The organism is Virgisporangium aurantiacum, from assembly GCF_016863635.1.
In the GTDB taxonomy this organism is placed as follows: Bacteria; Actinomycetota; Actinomycetes; order Mycobacteriales; family Micromonosporaceae; genus Virgisporangium; species Virgisporangium aurantiacum.
Genome location: NZ_BOPG01000109.1, coordinates 24,785 through 45,455, shown reverse-complemented (window position 1 = coordinate 45,455; position 20,671 = coordinate 24,785). Strand labels below are relative to the sequence as shown.

General features: G+C 70.8%; 16 protein-coding genes. 5 read left to right on the top strand and 11 right to left on the bottom strand.

The genetic code is table 11. The annotated features are described in order from the left end of the window. Positions 1-26: 26 nt before the first annotated feature. Together Vau01_RS58210 and Vau01_RS58205 are read left to right on the top strand one after the other, a co-directional pair. Positions 27-1,367: an acyltransferase family protein gene (locus Vau01_RS58210; protein WP_204012133.1), complete on the top strand. Its 1,341-nt coding sequence runs from the start codon at positions 27-29 to the stop codon at positions 1,365-1,367. Continuing rightward, complete coding sequence (locus Vau01_RS58205) at positions 1,364-2,257, top strand: glycosyltransferase family 2 protein (RefSeq protein ID WP_204012130.1); 894 nt, start codon at positions 1,364-1,366, stop codon at positions 2,255-2,257. The genes Vau01_RS58210 and Vau01_RS58205 overlap by 4 nt, the downstream gene beginning before the upstream one ends. Positions 2,258-2,264: 7 nt before the next feature. On the opposite strand, the gene Vau01_RS58200 is transcribed toward Vau01_RS58205, so the two are convergent. Further along, positions 2,265-3,479: a glycosyltransferase family 2 protein gene (locus tag Vau01_RS58200; protein WP_204012127.1), complete on the bottom strand. Its 1,215-nt coding sequence runs from the start codon at positions 3,477-3,479 to the stop codon at positions 2,265-2,267. Between the two features lie 124 nt (positions 3,480-3,603). Between Vau01_RS58200 and Vau01_RS58195 the strand changes: the two genes are divergently transcribed. Beyond that, positions 3,604-5,565, top strand: coding sequence for a hypothetical protein (locus Vau01_RS58195; protein WP_204012124.1), 1,962 nt, complete (start codon positions 3,604-3,606; stop codon positions 5,563-5,565). Between the two features lie 89 nt (positions 5,566-5,654). Here Vau01_RS58195 and prcA read toward each other — a convergent pair whose 3' ends face one another. The 6 genes from prcA to Vau01_RS58165 all read right to left on the bottom strand — a co-directional run bounded on the left by prcA (position 5,655) and on the right by Vau01_RS58165 (position 11,442). Then, complete coding sequence (prcA, locus tag Vau01_RS58190; protein WP_204012122.1) at positions 5,655-6,527, bottom strand: proteasome subunit alpha; 873 nt, start codon at positions 6,525-6,527, stop codon at positions 5,655-5,657. A gap of 72 nt (positions 6,528-6,599) precedes the next feature. After that, positions 6,600-7,430 carry a proteasome subunit beta gene (gene prcB, locus Vau01_RS58185; RefSeq protein ID WP_239152945.1) on the bottom strand — a complete coding sequence of 277 codons (831 nt, stop codon included), beginning with the start codon at positions 7,428-7,430 and terminating at the stop codon, positions 6,600-6,602. 42 nt (positions 7,431-7,472) lie between these two features. Next, positions 7,473-7,691 (bottom strand): ubiquitin-like protein Pup, encoded by a 219-nt coding sequence (locus Vau01_RS58180; protein ID WP_204012114.1) that lies wholly within the window; start codon positions 7,689-7,691, stop codon positions 7,473-7,475. 78 nt (positions 7,692-7,769) lie between these two features. Then, complete coding sequence (gene dop / locus Vau01_RS58175) at positions 7,770-9,287, bottom strand: depupylase/deamidase Dop (RefSeq protein ID WP_373320493.1); 1,518 nt, start codon at positions 9,285-9,287, stop codon at positions 7,770-7,772. 98 nt (positions 9,288-9,385) lie between these two features. Next, complete coding sequence (locus Vau01_RS58170; protein WP_204012112.1) at positions 9,386-10,966, bottom strand: DUF2142 domain-containing protein; 1,581 nt, start codon at positions 10,964-10,966, stop codon at positions 9,386-9,388. Continuing rightward, on the bottom strand, positions 10,966-11,442 hold the full coding sequence (locus Vau01_RS58165) for a GtrA domain-containing protein (protein ID WP_204012110.1): 477 nt from the start codon (positions 11,440-11,442) through the stop codon (positions 10,966-10,968). The genes Vau01_RS58170 and Vau01_RS58165 overlap by 1 nt, the downstream gene beginning before the upstream one ends. Before the next feature lie 21 nt (positions 11,443-11,463). On the opposite strand from Vau01_RS58165, the gene Vau01_RS58160 reads away from it, so the two are divergent. Continuing rightward, a complete protein-coding gene (locus Vau01_RS58160) occupies positions 11,464-12,633 on the top strand; it encodes a DegT/DnrJ/EryC1/StrS family aminotransferase (protein WP_239152943.1) in 1,170 nt (389 codons plus the stop codon). On the opposite strand, the gene Vau01_RS58155 is transcribed toward Vau01_RS58160, so the two are convergent. Genes Vau01_RS58155 through Vau01_RS58140 form a run of 4 tightly spaced genes read right to left on the bottom strand, consistent with a single transcriptional unit; the run spans position 12,621 to position 17,116 of the window. Further along, on the bottom strand, positions 12,621-13,055 hold the full coding sequence (locus tag Vau01_RS58155) for an acyltransferase (protein WP_204012108.1): 435 nt from the start codon (positions 13,053-13,055) through the stop codon (positions 12,621-12,623). The genes Vau01_RS58160 and Vau01_RS58155 overlap by 13 nt on opposite strands. Beyond that, complete coding sequence (locus Vau01_RS58150; RefSeq protein ID WP_204012106.1) at positions 13,052-14,005, bottom strand: NAD-dependent epimerase/dehydratase family protein; 954 nt, start codon at positions 14,003-14,005, stop codon at positions 13,052-13,054. Before Vau01_RS58150 ends, Vau01_RS58155 begins: the two co-directional genes overlap by 4 nt. Positions 14,006-14,009: 4 nt before the next feature. Next, positions 14,010-15,149, bottom strand: coding sequence for a glycosyltransferase (locus Vau01_RS58145; protein ID WP_204012103.1), 1,140 nt, complete (start codon positions 15,147-15,149; stop codon positions 14,010-14,012). Then, a complete protein-coding gene (locus Vau01_RS58140) occupies positions 15,149-17,116 on the bottom strand; it encodes a hypothetical protein (protein WP_204012100.1) in 1,968 nt (655 codons plus the stop codon). The genes Vau01_RS58145 and Vau01_RS58140 overlap by 1 nt, the downstream gene beginning before the upstream one ends. A 250-nt stretch (positions 17,117-17,366) precedes the next feature. Here Vau01_RS58140 and Vau01_RS58135 point away from each other — a divergent pair, with 250 nt between their 5' ends. Next, entirely contained in the window at positions 17,367-20,513 is a 3,147-nt protein-coding gene (locus Vau01_RS58135; protein ID WP_204012097.1) for a DUF4082 domain-containing protein, read from the top strand. Positions 20,514-20,671 lie beyond the last annotated feature (158 nt).

Genomic DNA, 20,671 nt, shown 5'->3' with positions numbered 1-20,671 from the left:
GCTGCCGGGGTTGCCGGGGGTGGTAGATGGAGGAGCGCGTGCGGATCCCGAAGAAATGGGGGCCGACCCGTACCCTCGCCGACGAGTTCTCGCCACGGGCCAACAGCATCGGCTTCCTGCGCCTGGTGCTGGCGACCTCCGTCCTGGTGGCCCACGCGGCGCCGCTGGGCTACGGCGGTTCCAACTACGGCCATTCGTGGACCCGCAACCAGGTCGAACTGGGCGGCATCGGCGTCTACGGGTTCTTCGTCCTGTCGGGGTTCCTGATCACCGCGAGCGGCATCCGGTTCAGCCTCCCCCGCTACGCCTGGCACCGGTTCCTGCGGATCTTCCCCGGGTTCTGGGTGTGCCTGATCGTCACCGCGTTCGTGATCGCGCCGCTGGTGGCGCTGTACGAGCGCGACACCCTCGCCGGGTTCTGGAACCACCCGGTCGGCCCGTTCGACTACGTCACCGACAACTTCTTCACCGGCATGCAGCAGTACGGGATCGCCGGGCTGCTGGCGACGACGCCGTACGGGCAGATGACCGGCGGGCCGGCGGCCTTCGACGGGTCCCTGTGGAGCCTGATCTACGAGCTCAGCTGTTACGTGATCGTCGCCGTGTTCGCCTGGACCGGGGTGCTCCGCGCCGCGCCGCGCCTCGTGGTGGTCGTCACCCTGGGGCTGTACGCGCTGGTCGCGCTCGACTTCGTCCGCCAGCTCCCGGCCACCAACACGCACCTGCGGTCGAGCGGGCTGATCGGCCCGCTGCCGCTGATCGGCCCGCTCGACATCGCCACGATGCACATGATGTTCCTGCTGTTCCTGGCCGGCGCGTGCCTGCACCTGTACCGGCACCGCGTACCCATGCACCCGGCGATCGCGGCCGGGGCCGGGGTGGCGTTCCTCGGGTCGGCGGCGTTCGGCGGGTTCCTGGTGATCGGCCTGCCGGCGTACATCTACCTGTTGATGTGGACGGCGTGCAAGCTGCCGGCGCTGTTCCAGGGCATCGGCCGCAAGCGTGACTACTCGTACGGCATCTACATCTACGCCTTCCCCGTGCAGCAGGTGATCGCGCTGGTCGGCGGCGCGAAGTGGGGTCCGCTCGTCTACATCGCGCTGTCGCTGGCCGGCACGGTGCTGCTGGCCGTCCCCTCGTGGCATCTGGTCGAAAAGCCCGCGATGTCGGCCAAGAACTGGACGCCGCGCCGGCGCGACCCCGCGCCGGAGGAACCCGACCGCGCCCCCGACCGCGTCGACCCCGCGCCGGACGCCCCCGACACCGCGTCGGCCCCGGCCGGGAGCCGGCCCGACGACATGCCCGAACCGGGGCCGGCACCGGAACCGGCCACGACCGTCCCATCGGAGGAGCACGCCCGCTCATGACCCTCGACATCATGCTGCCCTACTACGGCGACGTCGGCCTTCTCCAGGCCGCCGTGCGGAGCGTGATCGCCCAGTCCGACCCCGAGTGGCGGCTGACGGTCGTCGACGACGGGCAGGAGCCCGGCGTTCCCGAGTGGTTCGCGGGCCTCGGCGACGAGCGCATCCGGTACATGCGCAACGACCACAACCTCGGGATCACGAAGAACTTCCAGAAGTGCGCCGACCTCGCCGAGCACGAGTACATGACGATGCTCGGCACCGACGACCTGATGCTGCCGAACTACGTCGCCACCGTGAAGGCGCTCGCCGCCGACCACCCGAAGGTCGCGATCATCCAGCCGGGCGTCGAGGTCATCGACGCCGACGGCAAGATCACGAACACGCTGGTCGACCGGACCAAGTCGAAGATGTACCGGCCGCGCTTCACCGGCCAGATCGTCATGGGCGGCGAGGAGATGGCGGTCAGCCTGCTGCGCGGCAACTGGCTGTACTTCCCGTCGCTGTGCTGGCGCACCGAGAAGATGCAGTCGGTGCGGTTCCGGCCGGAGCTGCGGGTCATCCAGGACCTGGCGCTGATCATCGAGCTGGTGCAGGCCGGCGAGCAGATGCTGGTCGACGACACGCTGTGCTTCCAGTACCGCCGGCACGCCGAGAGCGTCTCGTCGTCCGACGCGAAGCTCGGGGTGCGGTTCCTCGAGGCACGCCGGTACTTCGTGGAGACCGCCGACCAGATGGCGGCCCACGGCTGGCCCAGGGCCGCCAGGGCCAGCCGCCGGTACGTGTCGAGTCGCCTCCATGCCGCGACCATGCTCCCCGGAGCCGTGCTGAGCCGCAGCGGAAAAGGCGTGAGGGTTCTCACCCGTCACGCCTTCGGTCCGTCCCGCGTGTAGCCCCGCTTCAGCGGGCGGCTATGAGCTCCTCCTGGTCGTCGGCGTCGAAGACGAGGCGACCGGGCCGCGCGCTGCGCAGGGTCAGGAGGCTGGAGAACAGGCCCGAGCAGATGATGATGAAGCCCAGGGACACCGAGGTCGTCGACACCAGCACCCAGCGGATCGTGGAGCTCGTCTGCAGGGCGCCGAAGCCCGTGTCGCTCCACTGCGTCAACGCCACGGCCGTGCCGACGGCGCCGACCAGCATCAGCAGCAGGCCGATCGCCATGCAGGTCTCCAGGCGCAGCAGCTTCGTCCAGCGGGCCGCGTGGTCGACGTGGGTGATGCCCTCGTGCCGGCCGTACAGCTCGGCGAACCCGCCGAAGAGCACCAGTTGCACCCCGACGATCAGCAGCAGGCAGGCGTAGATCAGGCCGTTGACGTCGAGCTTTCCGAACCCGACCGAGACCTGACCGACCGCCAGGGCGGCGGTGCCGACCAGGCCGATCGTGCCGAGGACCGCGCCGGGCCAGACGAGGATCTTGCGCGGCGCGAACACCAGCAGGAAGCGCAGGTGACGCCAGCCGTCGCGCCAGGTGCGCAGGTGCGGCGGGCGGCTGCGACCGTCGGGACGCAGCGTGGTGGGGACCTCCACCAGCGTGTAACCGGCGAGCGCGGCCCGCACGACCAGCTCCGACGCGAACTCCATGCCCGGCATGCACAGGCCCAGCGCCTGGATGCGGGCCCGGTTGAAGCCGCGGATGCCGCAGTGGAAGTCGCCGACGTGCTTGAGGCCGAACAGCACCCGGCCGATCAGCGACAGCACCGGGTTGCCGAGGTACTTGTGCAGGAACGGCATGGCGCCCGGGGCGATGCCGCCCTTGAACCGGTTGCCCATGACGACGTCGTTGCCCTCGCGGAGCCGCTCGATGAACGGTCCGAGATTCGACAGGTCGTACGAGTCGTCGGAGTCGGCCATGATCACGTAGCGGCCGCGGGCCGCCTCGATGCCGGCCTGCAGGGCGCCGCCGTACCCGCGGATCGGCGCGGCCACGACGCGAGCGCCGTTCGCCTCGGCGATCTGCTGCGAGCCGTCGGTGGAGCCGTTGTCGCTGACCAGGACCTCTCCGTCGACGCCGAGCTCGGCCAGGCAGCGCACCGCCTTCTGCACGCAGACGGCGAGGGTCTCGGCCTCGTTGAGGCACGGCAGCAGAACGGTGACCTCTACAGATGGGGACGGCATGCAGGCTCCGGTTCGGGGGTCGGTGGACGTCCGCACGCACCGGTGCGGCGGCGTTGACGGGGACAATACCTGGCGCACGGCGGCCCGATCGTGACGGCCGGGACCGGTGCTACGATCTCGGCCGATGTCGACACAAGCCGCGCCGGACACCGACGTGCGACCACCGGCCGGTAGCCAGCCCCGGCCGTGGTTGCGCCGCCTGTGGTGGCTCGGCGCGCTCGCGGCGGCCTGGCTGGTGCCGCTGCTCACCCACCTCGTCGGTGCCGACTGGCTGCTCATTCCCGCGTTCCTGGCCGGCGTCGTCGGCCTGCAGCGCGGACTGCCGACGCTACTCGACCGGCTGGTGGTGGGCATCGTCCAGTCGTTCGGTGCGCTGTGCGTCGCCGGACTGTTCTTCTCCTACGTCGGCAAGCTGCACCCGGTGGTGCTCGCCGGCACGGCGTTCACGGCCCTCGTCGCCATCGCGACGCGGCGTGACTGGCGGGCGCCGCGCACACACCGCACGTCGGACATTCTGGTCGCCGCCGGGGCGGCCGCCGTCGCCGTCCTGACCGTGGTGCCGTTCGCGCTGCGTGACTTCGGCGGCCGGATCGGCATCGTCGCCGGCGGCGAGGACATCGCCCGGCACACGACGCTGTTCGAGCAGATCGGCCGTTTCGGCGGGTACGCGTTCCTGCACCCGCCCACCGACGCCACGATGCTGCCACCGGCCGAGACCGAGGGCATCCGGGCGTACCCGCAGGGCATCTACTACACGTACGCGGTCGTCGACCGGTTCCTGCGCTCGTCCGACACCAGCAGCGCCGACCCGTTCACCGCGGTCAACACGATGCTGTGGCTGTACGTGGCCACGTTCGTCGTGCTGGCGCTGGTGGTGCTGTGGTCGGCGGCCCGCGTCGCCGGCCCGGGTGCCCGCCCGCTGGCGGTGACGGCGGCGCTCGCCGTGGTCGCGGCCGGCGTCTACTTCGGCGAGCCGATCGCGGTGTTCGTCCGCGGCTACCCGAACGAACTCGCCGGGCTGGCCGTCGCCGCCGCCCTGACCGCGGTGGTGGTGCGGCCGCTGACCAACCGCGTCGACCAGGTGGTGACGGTGGGGCTGCTGGTGATCGGGTTGTCGTTCACCTACCACCTGTTCCTCCCCTACGCGGGGCTGCTGGTGCTCGGGTGGGCCGTCCGCGACCGGCTGTGGCGCAGTTGGCCGGCGGTGGTGGTCGCCGTCGTCGCCGCCCCGATCGCCGCGATCACGCCGGTGGGGCTGCTGCACGCCACCACCGCCCAGCTGCTCACCTCGGCAGGCACCGCGCTGCCCAGCGACAAGCCGGCCGCGCTGGTGCTGGTGCTGCTGGCCGCGGCGGGGCTGGTCGCCGTCGGCGGGTTGCGGTCGCCGGCCCGGCGGATGGGCGCGTTCGCGCTGCTCGCGGCCGCGTCGCTCCAGGCCGCGATGGGCGCCTGGCAGTTGCTGACGATCGGACGCACGCACTACTACTTCGACAAGCTGCTGCACGTGCTGGTGATCGTCGCGCTGGTGCTGATGGGGTCACTGGCCCGGCTCGCGAGCGCCCGGCTCGGAAGCGCCCGGCCGGCGCTGAGCCGGTCGCTGGTGGTCACGGCGGCCGCCGTGCTGGTGGTGGCCGGGTTCTTCGTCGTGGCCGGCGGCCGCAACCACGCGGTGGTGCCGAGCTACGGCGTGCGGCTGGCCACCGGCATCGACCGCGGCTCCCCCGGCGGCGGACGCGACGCGGTGTTCCTGGCCCGCGAGTACCCGGTCGCCGCGAACAGCGTCGAGGTCGACCTCATGGGCGACCCGTACCGGAACTTCTTCGGCACGCTCTACGCGTCGGTGCTGCAGCGCAACTACCGCTACGGGCACGACTGGTACAACTTCCTCAACCCGTCGCGCGGTCCACGCACGATCGCCGACCTGGAACAGGCCGTGGCGGTGAGCCCGGTGACGGTGCGCATCCACGTCGCCGATCCGAAGGCCCGCTTCCTCGCCGGCCCGGACGCTCCGACCAACGCCGAGGCGGCCGCCCTGCTCGCCCAACGCCACCCCGACAAGGTCGAGGTCGTCACCCACCCGGCATAACCTCAGAGTCGATCTTGCAGTTGTGGTGCCCATCAAACCGGTGTAGAACCGGCTGATTCAGGCACCACAACTGCAAGATCGACTGGGGACTACTCGTCCGGCGAGGACTCCGGCTCTGGGGTGGGGTCCGGAGTGCCGGGGTTTTCGGTGGCTTTTGCCCTGGCGTCGGAGTCTTCCGACGGGGCGGGGGCGGGGTCGTCCTTCTTGGCGGGGGCCGGCGACACCGCGACCGTCGGGGGCGGCGGCTCCTCCGGCTTCTTGTCGGAGCCGTCGAGCAGGGCGTCGAGCGCGGCGCCCACGACGCGGCGGAACGTGCGGCCGGACTTGCGCCGGTCGAGCACCGCCACCTCGAACTGGTGCCGCGGGATCTCGCGCTTGTTGCCGCCCTCGCCGCCGACGCTCGCCAGCGCGTCGGTGGCCATCTTCAGCGCCTGGGTGAGCGTCATGTCGGTGTTGTGGCGCTCGCGCACCAGGGCGGACACCGGTTCGGCCTGGCCGCCGATGACCAGGATGCCCGGCTCGGTCTGCACCGACCCGTCGAACGTGATGCGGTACAACTCGTCCTTGTCGGGGGTGCGGCCCACCTCGGCGACGCAGATCTCCACCTCGAACGGCTTGGTCTGGTCGGTGAAGATCGCACCGAGGTTCTGCGCGTACGCGTTGGCCAGCGCCCGCCCGGTGACGTCGCGCCGGTCGTAGGAGTAGCCGCGCAGGTCGGCCAGTCGCACGCCGAACGCGCGCAGCGTCTCGAACTCGTTGTAGCGGCCGACCGCGCAGAACCCGATGCGGTCGTAGATCTCACTGACCTTGTGCAGCGCCGTCGACACGTTCTCGGTGACCAGGAGCACGCCACCGTCGTAGCTCAGCACGATCGCGGCGCGGCTACGCGCGATGTTCTTGCGGGCGTACTCCGAGCGGTCCCGCATCAGTTGTTCGGGCGATGCGTAGAACTGCATAGCCACCGGTGGGGTTCTCCTTAGCTCGCTGTCAATGCGCTGGCCTTACCGGGCCAGCTCACGGCGGGGTGGACGGGATCAGTCGACGGTGCGGGCGGCGATCACCGAGCGGGCGATCTCGGCCACCTGCTCGTTCGGCACCCGCTGGGCGCCTTCCGCGGTGGCCGTCATCACGACGGGGTAGATCTTGCGGATCGTGTCGGGCCCACCGGTGGCGGTGTCGTCGTCGGCGGCGTCGTAGAGCGCCTCGACGGCGATGCGGATCGCCTCCTCGGCCGTCTGGCCGCGCTTGAACAGCTTCTTCAGCGACGACTTCGCGAACAGCGAGCCCGACCCGATGCCCTCGTAGTCGGTCTCCTCGTACACGCCGCCGACCACGTCGAAGCTGAAGATGCGACCCGCCTTGCCCGGCTCCTGCGCGTCGAGGTCGAACCCGGCGAACAGCGGGACCACGGCGAGACCCTGCATGGCGGCGGCCAGGTTGTTACGGATCATGGTGGCCAGCCGGTTGGCCTTGCCGTCGAGCGAGAGCATCGCGCCCTCGATCTTCTCGTAGTGCTCGAGCTCGACCTGGAACAGCCGGATGACCTCCAGGCCGATGCCGGCGGTGCCGGCCATGCCGACGAGCGAGTACATGTCGGCGGCGTAGACCTTCTCGATCTCCCGGTTGGCGATCATGTGACCGGCGGTGGCCCGGCGATCACCGGCCATCAGCACGCCGCCGTCGAACGTGATCGCCACGACCGTGGTGGCGTGCATGAGCCCCTCGGCGGCCATGCCCGGAGGGAGGGGCCGGCGGCCGGGCAGCAGCTCGGGCGCGGTACGACTCAGGTAGTCGACGAACGACGACGACACCGGCGGCGCGACGTCGGCCGGAAACCGGCGCGGTGGATCGAATCCCGCTGCCACGGGGCTCCCTTCAGTTGATCAATGCGTCAGAGCGTGAAGATACTACTCGCCGCCCTTTTGGACATAACCGCGGACGAACTCCTCGGCGTTCTCTTCCAGCACCGAGTCGATCTCGTCCAGGAGGTCGTCGACGTCCTCGGAGAGCTTCTCGTGGCGCTCGGCGACCTCCGGGTTCGCCTCCGGCGCCGGCGCCTCGTCGACTTCCTCGTCCTTGCGGGCCTTGCCCGACTGCGACTGACCGCCCGTGTCCCGTGTGGCCATGTTGACCGCCCCTCCTCGATCCACCTGAACCGTGTGAGCAAACCTATCTCGCCGCGACCCCGAACGGCCGACGCGACATCACCCCTTTGTGAGGGCCTCCAACAGATCCTTGGCGGTGTCGCAGCGGTCGAACAGCGCGCCGACATGCTTGCGGGTCCCCCGCTCGGGCTCCATCATCGGCACCCGTACCAGCGACTCGCGGCCGATGTCGAAGATCACCGAGTCCCAGCTGGCGGCGACGACCTCGGCCGCGTACTGGGCCAGGCACCGGCCACGGAAGTAGGCGCGGGTGTCCTCCGGCGGCTCGGTCATCGCCTCGCGCACCTCCTCGTCGGTGAACAGCCGCTCCATCGAGCCGCGGGCGACGAGCCGGTGGTAAAGACCCTTTTCGGGCCGCACGTCGGAGTACTGCAGGTCGATGAGCTGCAGCTTCGACGACGCCCAGCCGAGCGACTCGCGGTCGCGGTAGCCGTCGAGCAGGCGCAGCTTGGCCACCCAGTCGAGTTCGTTCGCGCACAGCATCGGGTCGCGGCCGAGCCGGTCGAGGACGCTCTCCCAGCGGGCCAGCACGTCGAGCGTGACCTCGTCGGCGTCGCCGCCCTGCCGGTCGTCGACGTACGCGCGGGCCCGCTCGTAGTAGGCCCACTGCAGGTCGAGCGCGGTGAGGCGGCGGCCGTCGCGCAGCCGGATGCGGTGGGTCAGCGTCGGGTCGTGGCTCACGGCCTTGAGCTCGCTCACCGGGTCGGCGATGCCGAGGTCGGAGGGCAGCGCCTTGTCCTCGATCATCGCGAGCACGAGCGAGGCGCAGCCGACCTTCAGGTAGGTGGAGATCTCTGACAGGTTCGCGTCGCCGATGATGACGTGCAGCCGCCGGTACTTGTCGGCGTCGGCGTGCGGTTCGTCGCGGGTGTTGATGATCGGACGCTTCAGCGTGGTCTCGAGGCCGACCTCGACCTCGAAGAAGTCGGCCCGCTGCGAGATCTGGAAGCCCGGCGTCGACCCGTCCTGCCCGATGCCGACCCGGCCGGCGCCGCACACGATCTGCCGGGTGACGAAGAACGGCGTGAGGTGCATGACGATGTCGGCGAACGCCGTCTGCCGGCGCATCAGGTAGTTCTCGTGCGCGCCGTAGCTCGCGCCCTTGTTGTCGGTGTTGTTCTTGTACAGGTGGATCGGCTGGGTGCCGGGGATCGTGGCGGCCCGGCGGGCGGCCTCGGCCATCACCCGCTCGCCCGCCTTGTCCCACAACACCAGGTCACGCGGGTTGGTGACCTCGGGCGTGGAGTACTCGGGGTGCGCGTGGTCGACGTACAGCCGGGCGCCGTTGGTCAGTATCACGTTCGCCAGGCCGAGGTCTTCGTCGGCGAGCGCCTCGGCCGGGTCGTACAGCGCGCCGGAGTAGGTGAACCCGCGGGCGTCGCGCAGCGGCGACTCCTCCTCGTAGTCCCACCGGGCCCGGCCGTTGCGCGAGAGCTCCGGCCGCGCGCCGTACGCGTTGACCACCTGCGACGAGGTAACCATGGGGTTGGCCCCGGGGTTACCCGGCACGGAGATGCCGTACTCGACCTCGGAACCCATGACCCGCCGCACGCTCATACGCTGAGACTAGTCCAGTCGACGGTTACAACCCGACACCACCTCGATGCGATGGGCCTAGAAGAAGGCACGGAGGAAGGCACGCGGAAGGAAGACGGTCAGGTGCTCGTCGCCAGTTCGGCGCCGTCCCGGCCGGCACCGTCGTCCTGTTCCGGGCGATCGGCCGCCGGCTCCGCGGCGGCCGCGACCATCGGAACCGAGAGCCGCCACACCAGCCAGGCCAGCCCCGCGAGGCCGATGATCAGCATCAACACCGGCAACGCCGACCCCGTGACCGGGTGCCAGCCGCGGCCGAGCGGCCACAGTGACACGATGCCGATCTTCCCGTAGTCGGGCAGGCCGCTGCGCCAGCGGATCATCGCCCACAGCAGGCTGAACAGTTGGATCGGCAGCACCGTGACCAGCAACAACCGGATCAGCGACCGGCCGGCCCGCTCCGGCAGCCCGCGCTCCTCCAGGATCCACGCCGCGAAGATCATGACGCCCACCAGCGCCGGCAGCATGTACCGCCCCTGGGTGACGAACCCGGTGTCGTTGAAGAACCAGAACTGCATGAACGTCGGGACGCCCACCGCGCCGACGAGCAGCATCGACAGGCGCCACCGGTCGATCCAGTGGCCGAACGCGATGCCGAACACCAGCAGCGCGCCGGCCGCCAGGTGCCAGATCACGTAGATCGAGCCCGGCATGTTGATGTCGAGCCAGCCGAACACGCCGACGATCTGCTCGGTCAACTCGCCCCAGAGCTCGACGATGATCAGCGCCGCCTGCCCGCGTTCGATCGCGGCGCCGCCGCGGAACGTCGACCCCAGGTCCGTCCCCTTGAACGCGACCGCGTACCCGGCGGCGAACACCGCGGCGAACGCGACCGCGCCGATCCACCACCGGGCCGCCACCGACCCCCACAACCGGGCCAGCGTGTCGCGGCGCAAGGGCATGAAGAACGCGATCGCCGCGAACAGCAGGTAGATCAGGCCCGTGGGGCGCAGCGAGGCGAGCAGGATGCCGCTGGTTCCGGCGAGGACCAGCAGCCACGTGGGCGGGCCGGCGTCGTCGTCGGCTCCGGCCCGGCCCAGCACCAGCGGGACGAGCGCGGTGAACAGGCCGACGCCGGCGGCGATCTCCAGGCCGTTCGGGTTGACCGCGCCGAAGAAGTGCACCGCCATCGGCGTCACCGCGACCAGCAGCCCGGCGAGCATGAGCCGGCGACGGAAGTACGTGACGATGGTGACCAGCGCACCGGCCAGCAGCGCGGCCGCGGCGGCACCGGTGATGAACCGGGCGAGGATCACCCCGGACCAGCCCGGCCACAGCTTCAGCGGCAGGCCGACCAGCGCGTAGTAGCCGGGGTGGTAGCGGCCGGCGCCGGTGCCCACCCGCACGGAGGTGCGGTCGCTGCCCGGTTCGGGCGCGCAGGAGGCGGACACGGCCGGCTTGAACTGCCAGCACATCTCGTCGGGCACGATCAGGCCGCGCGGGACGTGTACGAACGCGCCGCTGCCGCGCACCGCGTCCGCGGGCCTCGGCGCGATGTCGCCGGACCAGACGCCGGCGGCCCGGTAGATGTGGTCGTGCTCGTCGGCGGAGCCGTCGTACGGTGCCGACAGCGCCCAGGCGCCGATCATCAGGAAGAACGCCGAGAACGCCAGCAGCCAGAGCCGGAAGCCCCGCAGCCGCATCAGCTGCCTCCGACGCGGGGCATGAACGTCACCTTGTCCAGCCACAGGAACCGGGCGATGAAGATCACGCCCTGACCGGTGAGGCCGGCGAGGATGAGCACCGCCTCGTTGGCGTCGAACAGCAGGTCGACCACGGCCATGAACGCGCTGGACGCGAGCGCGCCCACCATCACGGTCTGCCAGAACGAGAACAGCTCCGCCCAGACGCTGCGGCCGCTGCCGCCGCCCCACACGAACACCCGGTACATCAGGAACGAGGGCGGCGTGAGCACCATGCCGACACACAGGTTGAGCAGACCGGCGTTGACGTTCTCGAAGAAGTGACGGAACAGCAGGAACAGGCTGTATCCGGCCGGAACGGTCAACAGCGACAAGGCCGAGTAGCGGGTGAACCGGGCCGCGACCCGGCCGCGTACTGGCGGCTCGGAACCCTCCGGGACGTCCTGCTGCATCGGGGCGGCTCCTGGCGTGGTCATCGACCTTCCTATCATGACGACGTGACTGACCTATCTGACACGACGTTGCCGCCGGTACCCCTCACCCGTCCGTCCACGGACGGGTCCGAACTCGCGGCGGTCGCCGAGGTGCTCGACTCCGGTTGGCTGGCCGGTCAGGGCCCGCGGAGCACCGCTCTGGAGGAGGGCTTCCAGAAGCTGTCCGGCCGCGCGCACGCCGTCGCGTTGAACAACTGTACGGCCGGCCTGCACCTCGCGTTGCTCGCCCTCGACGTCGGGCCGGGCGACGAGGTGCTGGTGGCCGACTACAGCTTCCCGGCGACCGGGCACGCCGTCCTCTACACCGGGGCCACGCCGGTGTTCGTCGACGTCCGCGCCGACACCGGCACCATCGACACCGACCTGGTCGAGGCCGCCGTCACCGCCCGGACGAAGGGCATCATCGCGGTGGACGCGCTCGGCGTGCCGGCCGACTACCAGCCGCTGGAGGCGCTCGCGCGCAGCCGCGGCCTGTTCCTCCTCGAGGACGCGGCCTGCGGGGCGGGCGGGGTCTACGCGGGACGCCCGTGCGGCGGCTTCGGCGACGTCGCGGTGTTCTCGCTGCACGCCCGCAAGGGCATCACCTGCGGCGAGGGCGGCGTGCTCGTCACCGACGACGCGGCGGTCGCCACCCGGGTCCGGGAGGCGTCCTGCTTCGGCATGCAGAGCGCGTTCGCGCGGCAGTCGGCGGCCGGGCTGGCCCTGCCGACGTTCGCGGCGCTGGGCTACAACTACAAGCTCTCCGACGTGCTCGCCGCCGTGGCCTGCGTGCAACTGGGCAAGCTCGACGAGTTCATGAGCAAGCGCGCCCGGCTCGCCGCCCGGTACGCGGACCTGCTGGCCGGCGTGCCCGGCGTCACCGCGCCGCAGGTCCCGGCGGACCGCTCGCCGACCTGGCAGACCTACGCGGTCACCGTGGACGAACCGGTCAGCCGCGACGCGGTCGCGATCGCGCTGCGGGAGCGGGGCATCGGCTGCAACATCGGCACGTACGCGATGCACCGCGAGCCCGTGTACGGCCCGCAGGCCGCCTCCTGCCCGGAGTCGAACCGGCTCTTCGAGCGGCACCTGGCCCTGCCGATGTTCACCGATCTCACCGAGGCCGAGCAGGACCGGGTGGTGGCGACCCTGGCCGCCGTCATCGCGGAGCAGCCGGCGGGTCACCGGTCGTAGGTGATGGTGCCGGTCCGCGGGTCGACGCTGCCGACCACGCGGGCCGGCACCCCGACCGCGACCGCGCGGTCGGGGACGTCGCTCGACACGACGGCGCCGGCGCCGATGACGCAGTGGCTGCCGATCGTGACGCCCATCAGGATGACCGCGTTGGCCCCGATGAACGTGTAGTCGCCGATGCGCACCGGTTGACGGTCGACGGGCACGGCCCGCTCGGTGACGCAGCGACGCGCCGTCGAGTGGGTGTACACCTGCGCACCGGCGGCCAGGTCGCAGCCGCGGCCGATGACCAGACCGCCGGAGCCGTCGATCAGGCAGTACGGCCCGATCCAGGTGCCGGGACCGATCTCCGGCTCGCCCACGAACCAGGCCAGCTCGTTGTACGGGTTCTGCCGGGCGGGCGCCCGACCCGGCGCCGTCAAGCCAGTTGGCCGGAGTGCTTCAGGTGATCCACCACGGAGGCGAGCCCGCTGGGCAGATCGACCGTCGGCTCCCAGCCCAGCAGCTCGCGGGCCTTGTCGATCGCGGCCTCCCGCTGGGTGACGAGCACCTCGCGCGGACGGAACTGCGGCTGCACGTCGACGCCGAGGGCCCGGATGAGGTGGTCGGCCAGCTCGGCGACGGTGGTCTGCTGCCCGGTGCCGACGTTGATCACCTCGCCGGAGGCCGACGAGTCCAGCGCGAGGCCCACCGACCGGGCGACGTCGCTGACGTGGACGAAGTCCATCGACTGCTCGCCGCGCCCGTCGATGACCGGCGCCTGCCCGGCCGCGAGGCGGCGCAGGAACGTCAGCACGACGGAGGTGTAGTAGGCGTCGGTCGGCTGCCCCGGGCCGTACACGTTGAAGAAGCGCAGCGCCAGCCAGCTCAGCTTGGAACGCTGGGCGTAGAACGACAGCAGCTGCTCGCCGGCGAGCTTGGCGATGCAGTACGGGGTGATCGGCGCCGGCGGGTCGGACTCGCGCATCGGCAGCGAGGTCGGGTTGCCGTACACCGACGCGGACGACGCGTACACGACCCGGCGCACACCGGCGCGGGCAGCGGCGTCCAGCACGTTCTGGGTGCCGAGCATGTTGACGTCGAGGCTCTCGGTCGGGTCCGAGATGCTCTTGTTGATGCACACCGCGGCGAGATGCACGACGCCCTCGACGCCCTTCGTCGCCCCCTCGACCGCGTTGGCGTACCGCACGTCGCCCTCGACCACCTCGACGTCGTCGAGTTCGGCGATCGACGCGGCCACCGCCCGGTCACACCGGTAGTAGTTGTCGAGCACGCGAACGCGCCAGCCGCGGGAGAGCAGTTCGTGGACGACGTGGGACCCGATGTAGCCCAACCCACCGGTGACCAGAACGGTGCTCTGTCGTGTCTTCAAACCGTCATTCTCCCTTGCTCATTGCGGACGCTGATTGCCGCACATTGGTGACCACCTGCTCACGCGTCGGCCCCGCGGTGCCGTCACCGGCCCCGCCCGGCCACCCGCCGAACGCCGGCGCATCCCCGCCCGGGCCGGCGGTCTGACGCCGCCCCCGCCGCGGCGCGGCCGGCACGCTCGCCGGGTCGGCGCCGCGCACCCGTACGTCGCGCACGACGTACAGGGGTCGTCCGCGCGCCTCCTCGACCGCCCGCCACAGGTACTCACCCATCCCGCCGATGACGGTGAGCTGGGTGCCGCCGAGCAGCAGAATGATCACCAGGACGGTGGGCCAACCGCTCGGTGTGTCGACCCCGATCAGGCTTCGCACCACCAGCACGAGGGCGTACAGGAGGCCGACGACCGCGACGCCGATGCCGGTCAACGTGCACGCCCGCAGCGGCATCGAGGAGAACTGGATCAGCGAGTCGACCGCGAGCTTCACCATCTTGCGACGGGTCCACCGGGACTGGCCGGCCTTGCGGGCGATCTGGTCGTAGTCCACCCGGGTCTGGGTGAAACCCAGCCACGCGATCAGGGCGAGGACGTTGCGGTTGCGCTCGGGCAACCGGTCGACCGCGTCGATGACGCAACGGTCGAGCAGCACCCCGGACGGGCCCTCGGGCGGGTAGTTCGCCAGGTTCGCGTAGCGCGTGAACAGCAGGGAGAACGACTTCGACGCCGCCTCCTGGAAGAACGACCGACCGGTCCGCGAACGGCGGACCCCCCAGACGACCTCCGAGCCGGACTCCCAGTGGGCGAGGAACTCGGCCAGGACCGTGTTCGGCTCCTGCTGGTCGGCGCCCAGCACCACCGCGCAGTCACCGAGGCAGTGGGACAGGCCCGCCGAGATCGCGTAGTGCGCGCCGAAACTGCGGGCCAGGCTGACCACCGTGACGCGCTGTGCCGGCCCGGCGTGGCTGAGCACGAGGTCGGCCGTCCCGTCGGAGGAGCCGTCGTCGATCAGCACGAGTTCGAAGGCGTATTCCGGATGGTCGGCCTCGAACTGGCTGATCCGTTCCATCAGGCTCGGGATGTTGTCCGCTTCGTCCAGCGCCGGAATGACGATCGAGACAAGCGGCCGGTCCCCGGAAACTTCGTTCATCACTGCCCGTTCACGTCGTCGGTCGGTACGTACACCTGCAATCCCAGCGTTTCCCCTGGCGGGGCCAGCAGCCGGTAATCGGTCGCGAAGTCCAGCCCGCAAGACCTTAACGCGTCGATCTCTACTTGTGTAATCGGACGGTGGAGGATCACGACCGGCGACCGCGTCCCCCACCATCCACGACCGTCGCTGCACTCCTTGCGCACGCCGGCCGCGGTCCGGTCCGGTGCGATCGCCGAGTACCAGGCCTCGCCGACCGGACGGCCGTCGAGCAGCAGGACGATGCCGGCCATCTCGTCGTACGCCATGATCGCGCGGCCGGGCGGGTCGAGGTACGGCGCCAGCCGCCGGCGCAGCCCCGCGTAGTCCGCGGCCTGCTTCGGCGTGAGCCGGATGCCGGAGAGCGCGGGCGCCCCCGGCACCTCGGCCGTGGCCATCGTGCGCGGAGCGGCCCGGTACGGATGCGCCCACAGCCCGTCACCGGCGACGACGGCCGAGAGCAGCACCGCCGCCGCGGTCACCGTCGCGGTCAGCACACGCGCGATCACCGGCGCGGTCTCCAGGCCGGTCAGGATCGCCAGCATGATCGCGGCCCACGCCGCGAAGCCGTTGATCGCCATGAAGTACAGCGGGTTACCGGTACCGGCCGCCTGCGTCACCGGGACGAGGGCCACCGCCGCGAGGATCGTCCAGCCCCGCCACCCCTCGACGCGCAGCGCGGAACCCCGGGCCCGGCGATCGACGAGCACGGCGATCGCCACGAGCAGCACCACCGCGAACGTGACCGACAGGCCCACCGGGTAGCGCAGCAGGTTGGCCGTGCCGCCGTGGTAGTTGCCGTCGACGATCACCCGCCACGCCGAGACGGACAGCGCCACCGCCGCGACGACGCCGGCGCCGATCGCGGCGCGGCCGCGGAGCACCACCGCGACGATCGCGGCCAGGAACACCAGGAAGTGCCCGTCGACCATGACCTTTACCAGGTCCCAGGTCGTGCGCGCGTAAAGCTTGAGCAGCGCGGCCGGCGAGTTGGCGCCGGCCGCGACGAGCCGGTTGGTGGCCAGCATCTCCGGCACCGCCGTGGTGAGCGGGACCACGAGCAGCTGGATCAGCAGCACCGTCGCGACGGTGCCGGCGAGTGCCCATGCGGTGACCCGGAGTACCTGGCGCCAGCCGAGCGGGGCGACGGCGGCCAGCCCGGCGAGCGCGACGACCGCCAGCGTCACCGCCGACGACGACCACTTCGCCAGCAGCATGGCCACGACCACCGGCCCGAACAACGCGGGAACCCACGCCGGAACGCGGCCGGTGCGGTCGGCGTGCGTGGCCATCCGCAGCACGATCGCGACCGCGAGCAGCGCACCGAGCAGTGACACGTCGTTGTAGCCGGGGCTGAGCGGCAACCAGCTGTACACCATCCCGCCGCACGCGAGGATCACCGCGACCCCGGCGGCTTCCCACAGCCAGGTGGCGGGAGCCCGCGGACGGCGCACACGCAACCAGCGCATGAACGCCCAGCCGAAGGCCAGGTGGGTACCGACGACGCTGAGCAGCCGCACCAGCCGAAGGCCGGTGATGTCGTAACCGACGAGCTCGAAAACCGGCCCGTACAGGTACTGCGCGCCGGTGAAGGTCTGCATGTTGACCCGCCACCAGCGGTACGAGAGCAGGTAGTAGCCCTCGTCGCTGACGTCGAGGCCGTGTCCGGCCGTCAGCGCGACAACGGTGATCCACAGGGCGGCCGCCGCACCGGCGGCGAGCACGGCCCCGGCGAGCGCGATCCGAACCGGTCGCGGCACCTGCGCGGGAGCTCCGGGAGCGCCCGCTTCCCTTGTGTCGCGCGCCATTTCCCCGGCGTCGCCCGCGGCCGGTGCGCCGTCGTCCCGGACCGGGTCGGGCGCGGCGGCCGGACCGGACGCGGGGGCGGCGGCTTGCCCGGACGGGACATCGGTCGCAGCACGATCCACGGTCGGGGAGAGTACCGGTGCTCCGACGCCACCACCAAGTTCGCGACGGATCGGGGGGCGGCCACGGTCCACAGTGGACAAGTCCGGGCGAACCGGTCAGCAGTTGGCCTGTCGTCGATGTATTCCGGTCTTTTCGGCCCTATCGACGGGCGCCTAGCTGTGACTGAATGGTGCGGCAAAATGAGCGCCGTTCACGGGAGGGCTTGGCGTGCGCAGTACATACGCAGCCAGATTACGGGCAGCAGCGATAGTGACACTCCTTGTAGCGATGGGTGTCCCGCTGTTCCCGGGCACCGCTTCCGCTGACCCGTGCGCCCCGGTCGTCAACGCGATCGCCTGTGAGAACAGCAAGGCGGGCACGCCGAGCAGCATCTGGGAGATCAACGGCGCCGGCCCCGCGGACATCCAGGGCTACGCCACCGAGATGAGCGTCAACGCGGGCGAGACCGTCAACTTCAAGGTGGCCACGACCGCCTCCTCCTACCGGCTGGACATCTACCGGATGGGCTACTACGCCGGCAACGGCGCCCGGAAAGTGGCCACGCTGAACAGGTCCGGCGCGCAGAGCCAGCCGAACTGCATCGTGGAGCCCTCGACCGGACTGGTCGACTGCGGCAACTGGGGCGTGTCCGCGTCGTGGGCCGTGCCCGCCTCGGCCGTCTCGGGCATCTACTTCGCACACCTGATCCGCACCGACGGTGGCAATTCGGAGAGTCACATCTACTTCGTCGTGCGTAACGACGCGAGCCAGTCGAACCTGCTGTTCCAGACATCCGACACCACCTGGCAGGCGTACAACACCTACGGCGGCAACAGCCTCTACGTCGGCTCGCCCGTCGGCCGCGCCTACAAGGTCAGCTACAACCGGCCGATCACCACGCGCACCACCGGTGCCGAGGACATGGTGTGGAACGCCGAGTACCCGATGGTGCGCTTCCTGGAGTCCAACGGGTACGACGTCAGCTACACCTCCGGCATCGACACCGACCGGCGCGGATCGTTGCTGCGCAACCACAAGGCGTTCCTGTCCGTCGGCCACGACGAGTACTGGTCCGCCGCGCAGCGGGCGAACGTCGAGGCGGCCCGCGACGCCGGTGTCCACCTGGCCTTCTTCAGCGGCAACGAGGTCTTCTGGAAGACCCGCTGGGAACGCAGCGTCGACGGGTCGAACACGCCGTACCGCACGCTCGTGACGTACAAGGAGACGCACGCCAACGCGAAGATCGATCCGGCCGGCCAGAACGTCTGGACGGGCACCTGGCGCGATCCGCGCTTCAGCCCGCCCGCCGACGGCGGACGGCCGGAGAACGCGCTGACCGGCACCATCTTCAAGGTCCAGAACACCAGGGACCTGCAGGTGCCCGAGGCCGACGGCAAGATGCGGTTCTGGCGCGGCACGTCGGTGGCGAGCCAGCCGGCCGGCGGCGTGATGACGCTCGGTTCGGGACTCGTCGGATACGAGTGGGACGAGGACCCCGACAACGGGTTCCGGCCGGCGGGGCTGATCCGGATGTCGAGCACCACCGTGACCGCCGGCGCCGGGGAGATGCTGCTGGATCACGGCACCAACTTCGGCCCGGGTACGGCCACCCACCGCCTCACCATGCACCGGGCGGCGAGCGGGGCCCTGGTGTTCGGCGCCGGCACCGTCCAGTGGTCGTGGGGCCTGGACAGCAACCACGACCGCGGCACGGGAACCGCGAGCCTGCCGGTGCAGCAGGCGACCGTCAACCTGTTCGCCGACATGGGTGCGCAGCCGGCGACGCTGCAGTCCGGCCTGACGGCGGCCACCGCGTCGACCGACACCACCGCGCCGACCACCACGATCACCTCGCCGGCCGCCGGCGCGTCCGTGGAGGTCAACGCGCCCGTCACGATCACGGGAACCGCGACGGACACCGGCGGCGCCGTCGGCGCCGTCGAGGTCTCCACCGACGGCGGCGCGACGTGGCACCCGGCCACCGGCCGCGGCAACTGGACCTACACGTGGACCCCGACGGCGCTGGGTGCCGCCACGGTCCGGGCGCGGGCCAGCGACGACAGCGTCAACCTCGGCGCGGTGACCTCGAACGCGGTCACGGTCGCGCAACGCGTGTGCCCGTGCTCGCTGTGGAACAGCGCGACGGTGCCGTCGATCACCGACCACCCGGACCCGAACTCGGTCGAGGTGGGCGTGAAGTTCCGGTCCGACGTCGCCGGTCAGGTGACGGGGGTGCGGTTCTACAAGTCGCCCAGCAGCACGGGTACGCACGTGGGTCACCTGTGGTCGGCGTCGGGTCAGTTGCTGGCCACGGTGAACTTCGCCAACGAGACGGCCAGCGGGTGGCAGCAGGCGCTGTTCAGCAACCCGGTGACGATCTCGGCCAACACGACGTACGTGGTCTCGTACTACGTGCCCAACGGCCGGTACGCGTTCGACCAGGGCTACTTCGCGTCGTCGGGTCGCGACGCCGTCCCGCTGCACGCCTTGCGCAACGGGGTGGACGGGCTCAACGGCGTCTACCGCTACGGCGCCGGTGGTGGCTTCCCGACCAGTTCGTGGGAGGCGTCGAACTACTGGGTCGACGTCGTGTTCAGCACGGGCAGTGACACGACGCCACCGACGGTGACCGGCCGGAGCCCGGCGTCGGGTGCGACCGGTGTGCCGGTGACGACCACGGTGGCGGCGACGTTCAGCGAGGCGGTGCAGTCCGGCTCGGCGAGCATCGTGGTGCGCAATCCCGCCGGGACCGCGGTGACCGGAACGACCAGCTACAACGCGGGGACCAACACGGCGACCTTCAGCCCCGCCGCCGCGCTGGCGGCCAACACCGCCTACACCGCGACCGTCAGCGGCGCCCGCGACGCGGCGAACAACACCATGTCGACCGTGTCCTGGACGTTCACCACCGCACCGGCGCAGACCGGAACGTACTCGTTGTGGAGCAACTCGGCGGTGCCGGCGGTGCCGGACGAGCCCGATCCGAACGCGGTCGAGGTCGGCGTGAAGTTCCGGTCCGACGTCGCCGGTCAGGTGACGGGGATGCGGTTCTACAAGTCGCCGAACAGCACCGGCACGCACGTCGGTCACCTGTGGTCGGCGTCGGGTCAGTTGCTGGCGACGCTGACCTTCACCAACGAGACGGCCAGCGGGTGGCAGCAGGCGCTGTTCAGCAACCCGGTGACGATCTCGGCCAACACGACGTACGTGGTGTCGTACTACGCACCCAACGGCCGGTACGCGCAGGACACCGCGTACTTCGCGTCGTCGGGTCGGGACGCTGCGCCCCTGCACGCCTTGCGCAGCGGGGTGGACGGGCTCAACGGCGTCTACCGCTACGGCGCCGGTGGTGGCTTCCCGACCAGTTCGTGGGAGGCATCCAACTACTGGGTCGACGTCGTGTTCGCCGCGAGTTGACCGGAAATCCGTTGCCGATGACCGTGTTTGGCGGTGGTCCCGTGCCCTGAGCCCCGCGCAGCGCGACGTGACTTCGCAGGCCTCGTCGCCGACAGTAACGAGCTAGAGACTGGCCCCTGTCGCTGTGGTCCGCCGGTTCGCCGGCACCGCGGCACCCC